Origin of the sequence: Glycomyces lechevalierae (assembly GCF_027622945.1) — a bacterium.
Lineage (GTDB): Bacteria > Actinomycetota > Actinomycetes > Mycobacteriales > Micromonosporaceae > Glycomyces > Glycomyces rutgersensis.
In genome coordinates this window covers 164,524-179,074 of the sequence record NZ_JAPZVQ010000007.1, presented here as the reverse complement: position 1 = coordinate 179,074, position 14,551 = coordinate 164,524, and the positions used below count along the sequence as shown (strand labels likewise).

The following is a 14,551-nucleotide window of genomic DNA, read 5'->3' as shown; positions in this document are numbered from 1 at the left end:
GACGCCTGGCCAAGCAGCCTGGTCAGTGCGACGACGATCGTCCCGGCCGTCAGTGCCGCGATCACGCGGTTCCTGGATAGGAACCGGCTTCTCACCTGCTACGGCCGGCCTCCGGTCCGATCGTGACGAGGGCGCTATACATGCTCAGCTGCAAGGCTAGAGCTCGGGGAGTCCCGGATCGTACTCGCCTACGAACTGGCTGTGGACCCAGAGGTATCGGCCGCGGTCCAGTACGCGATGCAGCCCGCCGAACGTAGGATCTTCTATTCGGAGGAACTGCTGCAGCAACCTGAGTTGGGCCGGGCTCGGTTCAGCGAACTTGTCTACGACGAGGTTCTGCGGGTCGCCGTCGATCTCCTCGACGAACTGGGCCCCGAGCTCGGCAACGGATTTCATGGTGTCTTCGGTCAGCTTCAGGCTGCTCTCCAGCTCCGCCCACCGCTGGGGAGCGATCTCCAGCTTGGCGATACCCATGCCAATCGGGAGCGCGCTCCGCAGGAGCGTTGTGCAGGCGCGGATCCAGGGCGCGGCGCTCACGATCCATCCCTTGGGGATCTCGATCTCGTATACGCCTTGGCGCTTGTCGCCGAGCATGTGGACCGGAAGCCGGGAGTGCTCGCACCACAGCGAGATCTTAACGCGCTGGTGGGTGGCCTTGCGGTACCACGGATACTCGTCCGAGAGCTCCGCCGTGAACAGCCGAGGGCCCGAGGAGGACTCGTCGGCCAGAGCACGAAGAATATCCTGAAGGCGTTCCTCGGTCCTGCTCGCCACATCTTTCATCGAAACCGAAAGCGCGGCCACTGTCTGGATTCGCTGGCTGTTCATCATCTCGATCAGCTCAAGGAACTTCGGCTGCAACGCGGACTCCACAACGCTCGCGAGACCCTGCGCGACCTCGGAAGTATTGCTGACGCCGGTCACCAGGTGGTCGATCGGGACGTCTTCGCCGCAATGGCCGCATTCAGTGTGCAGTCTTCCGCGGGCCGCTCTTGCGAACAGTCGTTTGATCTCAAATTGCCCCGCGCGCGAGCAGTTCGGGTCCTTACAGGTGCTGCGGCAAGGGAGGAGGTTCTTGAATTCGAGTCCCGGCCAATAATTCTTGGCGTAATCCCTGATGTCTTCCGTGATCTGGTCGAGGAAGAACTGAGGGTAGGCCGCTTTGACCTTGACGATGAGCTGGTCGCGCTCGACCTGGATCAATGCCCTTCCGTGGAGTCCACGATCGATGACCAGTCCGGTGCGCCAGTGCACGCTTTCGTGGTGGCGTTCCCGCCCAAGGGAGAACCGGTGCATTCGGACGATCAACCGGTTGATCAAGTCCTCAGGAATGACCTTCAGGCCGCTGCTGTCGATGAACTCGCAGATACGGACCTGCTCTTTGAGGTTCCATCCGTACTCGGTCCAGGCTTCCAGCGAAGCAGGCTGTTCCTGGACCAGCTGTGTGATGAGGCTGGTCGGCTGGTGGCTGGTGTCCTCGGAACTGATGCGGTATGAGATCTCGTATTTCTCCATGAGTCGCAGTAGCACGCGGTGGACTCTGGGCTTGTACCGCAGGTGTCGTGGGCGTTCAGGGTTATGCCATACGTCCAGGAGTCGACGGTGTTCGATGAGCCCGTTCCGTCGATTGGTTTCGTCGTCGTCCAGCACCAGGCTCACCGCAGTGCTGAGCCAGTCGGGTTGGAGCACGACAAGATCATCCAGACCGCTGGTTTCGGGGTAGTAGCACCAGTATCCAAGTTCAGTCGCCACACGTGCCAGCGACTCAGCCGAATCCTGAGTGAGGTAGAACTCGGCCGCTCGCTCGACGTACTCTCCGAATTCGAGATAGGGCTCTCCGCTTTCCTTCAGAGCCGCTTGGAATCTCAACCAACTCGCCGGAAGCTTGCGGTGCAAGTGCTGGAACTGCGCGGCGGTGGTCGCAATCGCAACTTTGAGGTCATCGATACCCCTGCCCGTCTCACTGCCGACATGGTGGACGCCGTCTATGATGCCGGGGTACTGCTGGCGGAGGCGCGTATCGTCGAAGTGAGCGTATCGTCCCTGCCGGTCCCCATGGGTGGCGACGATATGGATCTTGATGCCCGTTCCGGTTCGGCGCCTGATCAAGCTGGTCCAGTATTCGACGAACCCTAGTTCCGGCCCTTGCCTGGGTTTCCACACGACCAGGTAGATGGCCGGGGCGGTGAAGAAGAGCTGGTGTGTGGGGCGGTAGACATCCTGCCCGCCGAAGTCCCATGCGTTGAGCGAGACGGAGTCGCGAGGGTTGGTGCCCGTCTCGACTACGAGTTGTTTGACCTCGATTCCATGGGTCGAGTTGCGGCCGATCTTGAAGGGATCGCCTCGCAGGGCGGCCAGCAAAGTGCTCTTCCCGACCTCGCCCTCGCCGACGAGGACCAACTTTGCTTCTCTGAGCGGTGTGCCTTCCACTTCCAGCAGGTTCAAGAGCTGCCGCAACGTGGGTAGGCCGTTGTAGTGGGCAGCCAGCAATTCGGGGGGCAGAGGGTTCTCTTCAAGATTGAGGCTGTGAAGTGAGACGAGCTTCCCAACCTCATGTGGTATCCCAGTCAGGTTGTTTCTTGAGAGATCCAGTGACAGGAGTTCCGTCAGGGCACCGATCGATCCGGGCAGTGACTTGAGGCAGTTCGATGAAAGATCGAGATCATTGAGTCGAGTGAGTTCACCGATAGAATGAGGGATGTCGGATATCTGGTTCTTTTTCAGACTCAGCGTGCGCAGATTGCGCAGTTTAGAGATGGAATCTGGAATGTATCTCAGATGGTTGTTCGTCAAGTCAATCCAGGCGATCGAGGATTCGTCCTCGGTTATTTTTGGTAGAACCTCAAGATGATTCCATGACAGGTTGACCATCTTCCTGTTGGGGGCGCTCAGTAGTTTGCTTGGAATTCTTCGAATGCTGTTCATTGTGAGATTGATGTACGAAAAATTCAACTCACTGAAGAAATCAGGGATGACCTCGATGCTATTCTGTGATAGGTCCACTTGATTGATCTCGGGGAGATCCTTGATCTCTTCAGGGACCTCCTTGAGTGAGAGGTTCGAGAGATTCAGGCGGCCGCTTCGGTCGATGCGTGCGCGAAGATTCAGAGGCACCGGGGGTCCTTGTCCTACTGAGGGATGACTGGACCTGATTATGGCACATCCTGCAATCTCATGGGGTTCTGCTGAGTCAGCCTCGCCACGGGGACCCGCCTCGCTTATCGCGCCGTTGACCAGCTCAATGAGTTCCAAGGGCTGGCGCCGAAACCGACGTCGCTCAACCAGCGCATGCCGTCCAGCTCCACGAGCGGCATGCGTGCGTCGCCGGACGAGGCTTCCGCGGGTCGGCGCCCAGCTGCACCCGCCCCGAGGCGGCGGCGAAGCGGAACCCGAGCGGCTCCAGCACCGCGGCGACGAAGAGCGAGACGTGCTCGAAGCAAAAGCTGCCCCCAGTCGTGGCGTATCAGCCTGTCCTGCAACGAAGTCAGATCGAGCCGGGCTGCTGGTACAGGAAGCTGTCGAACCTGTCGCAACGCACCGGAGGCGCAAGGCTTTCACGCTGAGGTGACCTCGGCGGTGAGCTTCTTGCCGTGCCTGTCATACGTCTTGCTCTTGTTCGCATCTCTTACTCCTTGAATCCATTGGATCTTTTCCGTTCCAGATGGCCGCAGGGATTCGGGCGGGCTCGGTCTCGTGCCGAGCCCGCCCGCTGTCTCGGGAACGCCCGAGCCGGATCTGCGTCGTGCTGTTAGCGCTGCAGGGTCAGCAGACCCGGCCGGTAGGGCAGCGTGCTGTACTCCCCGCCGTCGGTGCCGGGGTCGCGTCCCTGGTAGAGGAACTGCAGGTTGCACGGGTCGATGGTCTTGGTCTGGTCGGGGTTGGTGCGAACCAGATCGCCGTGGCTGATGTCCCGGGTCCAGGTCGCGCCGCTGTTGGCACTCCCGGCGAACGGGCTGTTCGCGGTCTCGGCCTCGGGTTGGGGTGTCCACGTGCCGTCGAGAGTGGGGGCCGTGAACGAGCGGAAGTAGCGACCGAACCCTGTGTAGTTCTGGGCCTCGACGATCATGAGGTACTGGTTCTGCCCCTGGACCTTGTAGACCTCGACCGCCTCGAACAGGTTGAGCGGCGTGTCGCGCATGATCTCCGTGAACGAACCGAAGGTGCCCGGGAAGTTGCCGATGGGCATGCTGGCGCGGTAGATGCCGCCCTCATCGTCGGCGAAGAACATGTACATGTTCGTGTCGTCGCCGATGAGGGTCACGTCGAGGGGGCCTCCCTTCGGGAGGGTGCCCGTGAACAGCTCCTGCTGCGCGGACCAGCCGTTGGGGTTGGTGGGGTCGGTCGAGGTGCGGTAGCCGAAGCTATATGGCCAAGCCCCGTTGTAGGCGAGCACCCAGAGGCCCTTCGGCGCGAAGTAGAACAGCGTCGGTGCGATGCCGTCGAAGGGAATCGTGTTCTGGGGGGCGGTGGCCATGTCGGACCAGTTCGTGAAGGGGCTGAAGGACATCAGTCCCCAGTTGCCGTCGGGATAGGGCAACGCGCCGTGCGTCGTGGCGTAGACGATCTTCTGGCCGTTGTGGACGACGGCGGTGAAGTCCTTGAGCGATGCCCACCCCGCCTTGGGTTGCGCCAGGGGGCCGGTCGATGTCCAGCGGTACGTCGACGGAAGCGCGCAGGCGCCGCTGCCGCTGTCGACGCGGACGAGCTGCCACTGCTGGTTGCTGCCGCCCCAGTCGCTGTACTGCACGACGGTGGCGCCGTCGTTGGTCGCCGCGTTCTGGACCTCGACCGCCTTGTTGCTGTTGCGGTTGATCAACCGGACATAGCCGCCGCCGGAGTCGGCCAGCCGGAACTGCTGGTTGGCGCCGCCGGTGTCGGTCCACTGGTGGATGGGGGCACCGTCGGCCGTGGACCAGCTGGACACGTCGAGCAGCTTGCCTGAGTGTCGCGCCTTGATTTTGTAGTAGCCGTTGCCGGCGTCGATGAACTGGAACTGCTGGTTCTGGGCGTTCGTGCGGGTCCATTGGTGGAGCTGGGCGCCGTCGGCGGTGGACACGCCGCTGACGTCCAGGGCCTTGCCGCTGTTGCGGTTCAGCAGCACGTACCAGGCGGTGGGGTCGGTCGACTGCTGTGCTTGGGCTGCGGTGAACGGGTTGAGTACGGTCGCGGCGGCGGCCCCGGCGAGCACGCCGGCTCCGCCGATGAGCATCCGCCTGCGGCTCTTGGGGGTTTCCATCCAGGCCATGCTGGTCTCCTTAGTCGAGGTTCGCTTCCCCAGAAGTCGCCGATGCGTCGGATCATGGAGATGCGGGTTCATTGCTAGGGGGGGACCGGACAGGCGGTCGCGGACTGGGGGTGCGCCGCCACGGTCCGGTCCCGGATCGGTCAGTCGACGGAGGCCGGCGCGAGCGCGGCCATGCCTCGGGTCAGCGGGAGGTCCACGGCAGCAAAGCGGCGTGGGCACTTGGATGCCCACACCGCCTTGCAGATCGCCGCTTAAGCGGTGGTACCTGTCACGGTCGAGCCGGTCTTGGTGATCGTGTAGTCGATCGTGCCGCCGCCCCAGAAGTGGAACGTGAGGGTGACGGGCTCGTCGTCCCTGACCTCGTTGAAGAAGTCAGGGGTGAGGCTGATCGTGCCGGCGTCGTAGTCGGGCCGGTAGGTCGCCCACAACTCCTTGAACGCGGTCCACGTGTGGGGCCCGGCGTTGGTGCCGTCGGCGTACTTGGCCTCCATCGTGGCGATCTGGTCGCCGTTGAACTCGGTCGGGATCGCGAAGCACGAGGAGTTGCAGGGCTCCCACCCGGACCAGGGTTCGCCGTCCAGGGTCCCGGACGCATCCGAGAGCTGCGCCTTGTCGTAGGAGATGATGTGGATCGCCCAAGGCAGGCCGTCCGAGAAGCGGGCTTCGATGGTCGCGTTGGTGCCGTAGGCGCGGTCGCCCGCGAGACGGGTGAGCGCGGCGGCGGTCAGGGTGAGCGTGTCACCGGAGACGGTGTAGTCAGCGCCCTCGGTAAGTGCGGTGTCCCCCTGCCACAGGCCCTCGAAGTCAAGGCCGTTGCGGTTGAGGGTGAGCGACTCGTCGGCGATGGTCCCGGCCTTCTCGAGGTAGATCGAGTCGAACGAGGCGGTGCCCGAAAGCGTCGTAAAACCTGAGTCCATGTACGCCTTCAGGAGCGGGTCGCGCCATTCCAGGGTGTGGCGGTTGAGGTACGAACCGGCGTCCCACAGCATCAAGGTCAGCTGCTGTTCGACGGCCTGGTGCGCGGTGGCCTGGAAGAACTTCAGCAATTCGCCGTACTGCGGCGAGTTGGGCACGGTGCCGCGGGTGTAGTCGTAGCCGAGGACACCCCACTCCCCGACGATGACCGGCACGCCGTTGTCGACGAAGGTGTCATTGGTGCGCTGGAAGGTGTTCTCGAGGTCCTGCTGGGTCGCCTCGTCGTAGGTGGTGACCCCGGCGACGTTGACGCTGAAGGGATAGAACCCGTAGAAGTGGACGGTCGCGGCGATCATGTCGTCGTCGAGCTCGTCGATGGTGGCCTTGAGCGCGTCCAGGTGCGGCTGCTCGGAGTTGGTGACCCACGTCGGCAGCACCAGGAGCCGGTCCGCGTTCTTCCCGCCGGTGGCGCGGACGGTCTCGTAGAAGTTGACGTTGAGCGTGGCGGTGTGGGCGTCCTGGTTGGCCGTGTCAGTGGGGAACTGCGGTTCGTTGATGCTCTCGAACGACAGCTCGGACGGGTAGTCCTTGAACCGCTCGGCGATCTGGCGCCACATCGAGTTGAACTTCGCGAGCACGTTCTCGCGGTCGTCCGGCAGCGCCTTGGTGAACATCTGGTCGTGGATGTTGACCAGCACCTGGAGGTCGTTCGCGATCGCCCAGTCGACGACCTGCGCGACACGCTCCATGCGCTCGGAGGAGATCGTGTAGTCCGGTCCCGGGCCGGTGTGCTCGTAGTCCCAGGCCACCGGGAGGCGGATCGAGTTGTAGCCCTCGGCCTTGATGGTCTGGAGGAGTTCCTCGGTGATCAGCGGGTTGCCCCAGGCGGTCTCACCGCCGGTGTCGCCGCCGAAGGCGTCGAGGCTGTTGCCGACGTTCCAGCCCGGCTGCATGGCCGCGACCTGCTCCATGGCGGTGACCGCATGGTCCGGCGGGGCGGTCGGCTTTTCTGCTTGAGCGCTGGCGGCGCCGATCAGGCCCGCGGTCAGGGCGGTGATTGCTGCGGCGATCGCGCCGAGGCGCAGTCGTCTTCTATGGACAGTGACTGAACTTGTCACGGTTCTCCTTGTGAGGGTGGGTACCGTGAGGGCGCGGCGTTGGCCGCTGGAGGGGGGTCGATCTCCTTGTGCGCCCCCACATTAAGTTGAACGATCAAACTTTGTCAATAGGTTGATCCTCGATACGGCCTCGTCGGCCGCCTGCCGCAGCGCAGGCGCGTTCCGAGATTGCCTGCAGGCCTTGGGGAAGCGAACGTGAAGACGAGACTCGAAAGCAAGCGCTTAACGCTGGGTGTACCAACAAACTTTTCGTCAACCCGTTGACTGTATATCGAGATTTCTCTATAGTTCGAATCTCCGAACAGTCATCAGATGTTTCGGATCCAACCCATGTCATGTGAGCGATAACAGGCGGCTCTGCCTGCTCACGGAAGGGAAATTCATGCAACGAACACTGCGAAATCGCGTGCTGGGAGCGGCGACAGTGCTCGCCGTGGCCACCACGCTGGCCTCGAGCGCGCTCATCGCCAACGCCCAGACCACCGACGGCGGGACCACCGGAGACGGCGGCGCCGACGAAGTCGGGGCGCAGGCCCTGCCGACCACCTATCAGTGGGAGTCCACTGGGCCGCTCATCGGCCCCAAGCCGGACGCGACGCACGACGTCGTCTCCGCCAAGGACCCCACCGTGGTCCGCTACAACGACGAGTGGCTCGTCTACAACACCGTGGCGAACACTCCCGAAGGGCACTGGAGCCTGGCCTTCACCCACTTCTCCGACTGGTCCCAGGCCGCGAACGCGCCAGTGACCTATCTGGACACCAACCCGAACATCGGCTCCCGGTACGCCGCCGCTCCGCAGCTGTTCCACTTCGCGCCGGACGACGAGTGGTACCTCGTCTACCAGACCGGGCCGCCCTCGTACTCCACCAGCAAGAACCCCGCCGACCCGATGAGCTGGTCGGCGCCGAAGAACTTCATCGACGAAACGCCTCCCATCGTCGAAGAGAACAGCGGCGGATGGCTGGACTTCTGGAACATCTGCGACGACAGCATGTGCTACCTGTTCGCCGCCGACGACGACGGGCGCGTGTACCGCTCCGAGACCACGATCGGCGAGTTCCCGAACGGCTTCCGCAACACCCAGATCGTCCTGCAGGACACGCGCGACCTCCTCTTCGAGGGCGGCGCGGTCTACAAGGTCGACAACACCGACCAGTACCTGCTGATCTGGGAGGCGATGGGCTCCAACGGCCGCTACTACCGCTCGTACCTCGCCGACGGTCTCACCGGGCAGTGGCAGCTGCAGGCAGGAGACCAGAGCGCTCCGTTCGCCGGGATCGCGAACGTGACGTTCCCCGACGGCAAGTGGACGGCGGACATCAGCCACGGTGAACTCATCCGGCAAGGCAACGACCAGACCATGCAGATCGACACCGGCAACCTCCAGTTCCTCTACCAGGGCCGCGACCCGAGCACCGACGGCATGGAGTACTCACAGCTCCCGTACCGCCTCGGGCTCCTGACCCTCAAGAGCGGCGCCTCGTGCTGACCGTCCTGAACCTCCCTCCGGCACTTGGAGGAAGCGCCCCGTGCTGACCCCCGCGAAACCCTCATTCCCTGTCCGCGCATCCGCTGAGGAGCACCCGATGGCATCGGACGCACCCGATATCTCGATCCTGTCCCGCTGGACCCGAGGCATGGCAGCGCTCGCTGTGGCGATCGTGATCGCGACCGCCGCACTGGTCGCCTTCCACACCGACCGCGCCGAGGCGCAGCCGCCGAGCACCAGCGACTGGTACACGATCGTCTCCCGCCACTCCGGCCTGGCCTTCGACATCCAGGGCGTCTCGACCGCGACCGGGGCGGCCCTCACCCAGTACACCAACTGGGCGAACCCGAACCAGCAGTTCCGCTTCATCGACAGCGGCAACGGCTACTACCGGATCCAGGCCCGCCACTCCGGGCTGGTGCTCGACGTCTGGGACTTCAGCACCGCCGACGGCGCCACCGTCGCCCAGTACACCAACCTGAACGGCACCAACCAGCAGTGGCAGGTCAACAAGGACTCGGCCGGCTACTACTCCTTCATCAACCGCAACTCGGGCAAGGCACTCGACGTCTACGGCTGGTCGACAACAGCGGGTGATCCGATCCGCCAGTGGACCCCGACGGGCGCGGCGAACCAGCAGTTCTCGCTCGTCCCCGTGGGCGCCACCTGCGGCGCGGACACCGTCCTCGCCGACATCGCGGCGGCCTCCGTCGACTGACGACCGGGACCGGACCAGGCGGCGCACCCGCCGGTCCGCGACCGCCCGGTCCGGTCCCGCCCCTGGCAAGAGCCCGCATCTCCATGACCCGACGCATCGCCAACGTCGGGAAAGCGAACCTCGACCAAGGAGACCACCATGGCCTGGATGGAAACCCCCAAGAGCCGCCGACGCATCCTCATCGGCGGAGCCGGCGTGCTCGCCGGCGCCGCCGTCGCAAGCGCGCTCAACCCGTTCACCGCAGCCGAAGCCCAGCAGACGAGCTTCACGAACCCCGTCATCTGGCAGGACTTCGCCGACGTCGAGATCATCCGCGTCGGCTCGGACTTCTACATGACCGCGTCCACGATGCATTACTCGCCAGGAGCCCCGGTCCTGCACTCCAGGGACCTCGTCAACTGGGAGTTCATCGGCCACTCCGTGCCGAGACTCGACTTCAGCGACTGGTACGACCTGAACGGCGGCCACCGCTACATCGTCGGCATCTGGGCCTCCTCGCTCACCCACCGCGCCGGCGACAACCGCTTCTACTGGCTCGGCCAGATCGACTTCCACCGCTCGTTCATGTACACCGCCACCAATCCGGCCGGACCTTGGACCCGCCACACCGAGTTTCCCCGCTCCTACTACGACGCCGGGATGCTCGTCGACACCGACGACACCATGTACGTCGCCTACGGCAACACCGAGCTCTACGTCGCGCAGCTCTCGGCCGACGGCAAGACCGAGGTTCGCAACGAGCACGTCTTCTCCAGTCCGCCCGAGATCGGCGGCATGGAGGGCGCCAGGTTCTACAAGATCAACGGCAGCTACTACATGTTCCTCACCAAGCCCCCGAACGGCCAGTACATCCTCAAGTCCTCGTCGCCTTGGGGCCCTTACGAAATCCGGGAGGTGCTGCTCGACATGCCCGGACCGATCCCCGGCGGCGGCATCCCGCACCAGGGCGGTCTCGTCTCCACACCCGACGGTGCCTGGTACTACATGGGGTTCGTCGACGCCTATCCCGGCGGGCGGGTGCCGGCGCTCGCGCCGATCAGCTGGACCGCGGACGGCTGGCCGCAGGTGCAGACGGTGAACGGCGCCTGGGGGCAGACGTACCCGTTCCCGAACCTCACCCCGCATCCCGTGCCGTCCATGATCGGCACCGACACGTTCACCACCGCGACGCTCGCCGCCAAGTGGGAATGGAACCACAACCCCGACGACACCAAGTGGTCCACCGGGAACGGCCTCAGGCTCCAGACCGCGACGGTCACGGACGACCTCTACCGGGCCCGCAATACGCTCACCCACCGCGTCCAAGGCCCTGCTTCCACGGCCACCATCGAACTCGACCCGGCCCAGATGGCGGACGGCGACCGCGCCGGCCTGGCGATGCTCCGCAACGACTCTGCCTGGATCGGCCTGCGCCGCGAGAACGGCGTCACCCGCATCTCCATGACCGACGGCCACACCATGGACTCGGGATTCAACACCGTCGGTAAGGGCATCGAACGCGCGAGCGCCGACCTGTGCGCGTCCACCGTCTGGCTGCGGGTCACCGCTGACATCCGACCAGGCGCCGAACGTCAGGCGCATTTCTCTTACAGCGAAGACGGATCGAACTTCATCCCGCTCGGGACCGCGCACACCCTGGGCACCAGCCCCGCGTTCTTCATGGGCCCCCGGTTCGCGGTCTTCAATCACGCCACCCGATCCCTCGGCGGCGCCGTCACCGTCAAACGCTTCTCGGTCACCGCGTGACGAGTCGCGACACCCGATCCACTACCCGTTCCATGCATCCTGAATGACACCCATGGCGCGCGAGCGCCGGAGAGGTTCCCCATGAAGACACCCCATTTGAGACGCCGCCTGGCGGCGGCGCTGGTCGCGGCGTTCGTCGCGGCCCTGCTGAGCACGGCCGCCGATCCGTCTCCCGACCCTGCGCAGGCCGACAACCCGATCGTCCAGACCATCTACACCGCCGACCCCGCGCCGCTGGTCCACAACGGCCGCGTCTACCTCTACACCGGGCACGACGAGGACGGCTCGACCTCCTCCTTCAATATGAAGGATTGGCGGGTCTACTCCTCCGACGACATGGCCAACTGGACCGACCACGGCTCGCCGCTCAGCCTCGACACGTTCAGCTGGGCGGGCGCGAACGCCTGGGCGGGCCAGGCCATCGAACGAAACGGCTTGTTCTACTGGTACGTCCCCACATCCGAGCGGACCACCGGCCAGTTCGCGATCGGCGTGGCCGTCTCGAACAGTCCCACCGGTCCGTTCTGGGACGCCCTCGGGCACCCGCTCGTCATGAACGGCGAGATCGACCCCACGGTCTTCATCGACACGGACGGGCAGGCCTATCTCTACTGGGGCAACCCGAACCTGTGGTACGTGAAGCTCAACGCCGACATGATCTCCTACTCGGGCTCGCCCACGAAGATCCCCCTCACCACGGAGGGCTTCGGCACCCGCCCCGGCAGCACCGACCGCCCGACCCTCTACGAGGAGGGGCCGTGGGTCTACAAGCGCGGATCGCTGTATTACAACGTGTTCGCGGCGCAGTGCTGCCAGGAGTTCATCGGCTACTCCACGGCCCCGAGCCCGACCGGGCCGTGGACCTACCGGGGCACCGTCATGCCGGCACAGGGCAACGCCTTCACCAACCACCCAGGGGTGATCGACTTCAAGGGATCGTCGTACTTCTTCTACCACAACGGCGCCCTGCCGGGCGGCGGCGGCTTCACCAGGTCCGTGGCCGTCGAGAAGTTCACCTACAACGCCGACGGCACGATCCCCCAGATGAACATGACCACAGCCGGGCCGCCGCAAGTGGGGACCCTCAATCCCTATGTGCGCCAAGAGGCCGAGACGATCGCCTGGGCCACGGGGGTCGAGACCGAGTGGACCGCCGCCGGTGGGATGAACGTCAGCTGGATCGAGAACGGCGACTCGATCAAGGTCAAGGGCGTGGCCTTCGGCACCGGCGCACGGACATTCAGCGCACGGGTGGCCTCGGCGACCAGCGGCGGCACCATCGAGCTGCGGGTCGACGGCCCGAACGGCCCGGTCGTGGGCAGGTGCACCGTCTCGGGCACCGGCGGCTGGCAGACCTGGGCGGACGTCTCCTGCCCGGTCGGCGGTGCGACCGGCACCCGCGACCTGTACCTGAATTTCACCGGCGGCAGCGGTTTCCTGTTCAATGTGGACTGGTGGCGCTTCGCCGTTTAGCCCGAAGGGAACGGGCCTCCCGCAAAGGAGGCCCGTTCATTCGTTCGTTTATTTACATATCCAAATTTAATGACGATCGCTCCCATACCTCCCCGGGAGCACTCTCGAAAGGACCTCTCCATGCCGGTTCCCTCCTCCAACGCGCCCTTCAACCGCCGCTCACTGTTCAAGGTCGCCGGCCTCGGCGCCGCCGGAGCCGCCGGGCTGCCCGTCCTCGCCGCCTGCAGCGACATCGAGTCCGGCGAAGGCGCCGTGCAGTCCACCGAGGGGTTCGACTTCCTGCCCACGTACCAGGAGTGGCCGCTCCCGGTCCAGCCCGACCTCGTCGGCGAGCCGCCGAACCACCCCTCCGGCTTCACCTCGTACCCGGAGCCGGTCCAAGCCGTCACCGAACTCCCCTCGGGCAGCGGCACTTACGAGATGACCGTGCCGAACTGGGGCGCCAACCCGTCCAATGACGACCCGTACTTCGCGGCCGTCTCCGAAGCCTGGGGCGGGACCGTCATCAACCTCCGCCACGCCGACGGCAACACCTACGCCGACACCTCGGTGCAGTGGCTCAAGGCCAACGAGTACGGCGACGCCATCATGATGTCCAGCTGGATGCTCGGCTCCCACGTCAACTTCCAGGAGACGGTCGTCAACGGCTTCTACGACCTGACCGACATCGTGAAGGGCGACATCGCCGGGCGCTGGCCGCTCCTGGCCGGCCTCCCGACCGCGTCGTGGGGCCAGTCGGTCTGGTCGACCGACGTCGCCGACCCCGCCACCGCCCGCATCTACGGCATCCCAGGCACCCTCAGCGGCGGTCAGGGCAACGCCGTGTTCGTCCGCACGGACTACTTGGAAGCGGCGAACCTGGCGATGCCGACCACGGTCGAGGAGCTTCTGGAGGTCTGCCGAGCCTGGTCCGACGACGCGAACGGCAAGTGGGCCTTCGCCACCCTCGACTGGTTCGTCGGCGAATGGTTCTCCACGGGAGACACCGAGGGCTGGAAGTGGGACGAGAACGAGAAGAAGATGTACCACACCAGCGAGCTGCCCGAGTTCACCGAGCTGCTGGAGTTCCGCCGCACGCTGTGGGACGAGCAGCTCATCCACCCCGACGCCCCGAGCGGGACCCTCGACACCCACGCGATGCAGGCGGCCGGGAGCGTCCTGTTCACTCAGGACAGCATGATCTGGTGGGGCGAGTTCGCGCGCCAGGTCAAGACCGGTGAGGTCGAGGGCGCGATCGCCCCGCTGCCGCCCCTGGCCGCGAAGGGCCGGACGCCGATCGTCTCGATGAACCCCGCCGTCGAAGGCTGGACGTTCTTGAACAAGGATCTCAAGAAGGAGCAGGTCGAGGAGATCCTCGACGTCGCGAACTGGTGCGCGTCCCCCTATGGGACCAAAGAGTATGAGCTCTTGCAGTACGGCGTCGAAGGCGAGCACTTCGACCTCGGCGAGGACGGCACCCCCGTCCTCACCGAGTCGGGCAGCACCATCGTCGGGGCCCCGGTCAACTACAAGGCGCTGTGCGGCCAGGTCCAGAACTTCCTCACCGGCGACCCCGAGACGGTCCAGGCCCGGTTCGACTACAACGCCGCGATCCAGCAGTACGGCAGCAAGAACATGTTCGAGGGCATGCGGATCGAAGGCCCCGCCGACTTCAAGGCCGCCGCCTCGACGCTGTGGGACCAGCAGAACGACATCGCCTACGGCCGCGCCGACCTCTCCACCATCCCGGACATCGTCCAGACCTTCCTGGACAACGGCGGCGAAGCCGCCCGCGAGTACTACACGGAGGCGTACAAGAGCGTTCACGGCGAGTAGCGCCTTCGATCCGGGCGGCCCTTCGAGCA

General features: G+C 64.9%; 9 protein-coding genes. 5 read left to right on the top strand and 4 right to left on the bottom strand.

Features of this window, described 5'->3' with window-relative positions; genetic code table 11:
• Nucleotides 1-156: 156 nt before the first annotated feature.
• The 4 genes from O2L01_RS13645 to O2L01_RS13635 form a co-directional block, all read right to left on the bottom strand.
• Nucleotides 157-3,114, bottom strand: coding sequence for a COR domain-containing protein (locus tag O2L01_RS13645; protein WP_270122497.1), 2,958 nt, complete (start codon nucleotides 3,112-3,114; stop codon nucleotides 157-159).
• Nucleotides 3,115-3,277: 163 nt separating this feature from the next.
• Nucleotides 3,278-3,406, bottom strand: coding sequence for a hypothetical protein (locus O2L01_RS25670; protein ID WP_344468929.1), 129 nt, complete (start codon nucleotides 3,404-3,406; stop codon nucleotides 3,278-3,280).
• A 342-nt stretch (nucleotides 3,407-3,748) separates the two neighbouring features.
• The gene (locus tag O2L01_RS13640) at nucleotides 3,749-5,236 is read right to left on the bottom strand and encodes a non-reducing end alpha-L-arabinofuranosidase family hydrolase (RefSeq protein WP_374727690.1); all 1,488 of its coding nucleotides are present in this window, start codon (nucleotides 5,234-5,236) and stop codon (nucleotides 3,749-3,751) included.
• Between the two features lie 260 nt (nucleotides 5,237-5,496).
• Complete coding sequence (locus O2L01_RS13635) at nucleotides 5,497-7,278, bottom strand: cellulase family glycosylhydrolase (RefSeq protein WP_270122495.1); 1,782 nt, start codon at nucleotides 7,276-7,278, stop codon at nucleotides 5,497-5,499.
• A gap of 382 nt (nucleotides 7,279-7,660) precedes the next feature.
• On the opposite strand from O2L01_RS13635, the gene O2L01_RS13630 reads away from it, so the two are divergent.
• The 5 genes from O2L01_RS13630 to O2L01_RS13610 all read left to right on the top strand — a co-directional run bounded on the left by O2L01_RS13630 (nucleotide 7,661) and on the right by O2L01_RS13610 (nucleotide 14,522).
• On the top strand, nucleotides 7,661-8,770 hold the full coding sequence (locus tag O2L01_RS13630) for a glycoside hydrolase family 62 protein (protein ID WP_270122494.1): 1,110 nt from the start codon (nucleotides 7,661-7,663) through the stop codon (nucleotides 8,768-8,770).
• 97 nt (nucleotides 8,771-8,867) lie between these two features.
• On the top strand, nucleotides 8,868-9,488 hold the full coding sequence (locus tag O2L01_RS13625; RefSeq protein WP_270122493.1) for an RICIN domain-containing protein: 621 nt from the start codon (nucleotides 8,868-8,870) through the stop codon (nucleotides 9,486-9,488).
• 138 nt (nucleotides 9,489-9,626) lie between these two features.
• Nucleotides 9,627-11,234 carry a glycoside hydrolase family 43 protein gene (locus O2L01_RS13620; protein ID WP_270122492.1) on the top strand — a complete coding sequence of 536 codons (1,608 nt, stop codon included), beginning with the start codon at nucleotides 9,627-9,629 and terminating at the stop codon, nucleotides 11,232-11,234.
• 81 nt (nucleotides 11,235-11,315) lie between these two features.
• Nucleotides 11,316-12,707, top strand: coding sequence for a glycoside hydrolase family 43 protein (locus O2L01_RS13615; RefSeq protein WP_270122491.1), 1,392 nt, complete (start codon nucleotides 11,316-11,318; stop codon nucleotides 12,705-12,707).
• A 120-nt stretch (nucleotides 12,708-12,827) separates the two neighbouring features.
• Nucleotides 12,828-14,522, top strand: coding sequence for a type 2 periplasmic-binding domain-containing protein (locus O2L01_RS13610; protein ID WP_270122490.1), 1,695 nt, complete (start codon nucleotides 12,828-12,830; stop codon nucleotides 14,520-14,522).
• Nucleotides 14,523-14,551 lie beyond the last annotated feature (29 nt).

Bases quoted from the DNA above. Each gene is read 5' to 3' on its own strand.
- O2L01_RS13615 (WP_270122491.1), top strand. From the start codon at position 11,316: ATGAAGACACCCCATTTGAGACGCCGCCTGGCGGCGGCGCTGGTCGCG.
- O2L01_RS13640 (WP_374727690.1), bottom strand. From the start codon at position 5,236: ATGGAAACCCCCAAGAGCCGCAGGCGGATGCTCATCGGCGGAGCCGGC.
- O2L01_RS13620 (WP_270122492.1), top strand. From the start codon at position 9,627: ATGGCCTGGATGGAAACCCCCAAGAGCCGCCGACGCATCCTCATCGGC.
- O2L01_RS13625 (WP_270122493.1), top strand. From the start codon at position 8,868: ATGGCATCGGACGCACCCGATATCTCGATCCTGTCCCGCTGGACCCGA.
- O2L01_RS13630 (WP_270122494.1), top strand. From the start codon at position 7,661: ATGCAACGAACACTGCGAAATCGCGTGCTGGGAGCGGCGACAGTGCTC.
- O2L01_RS13610 (WP_270122490.1), top strand. From the start codon at position 12,828: ATGCCGGTTCCCTCCTCCAACGCGCCCTTCAACCGCCGCTCACTGTTC.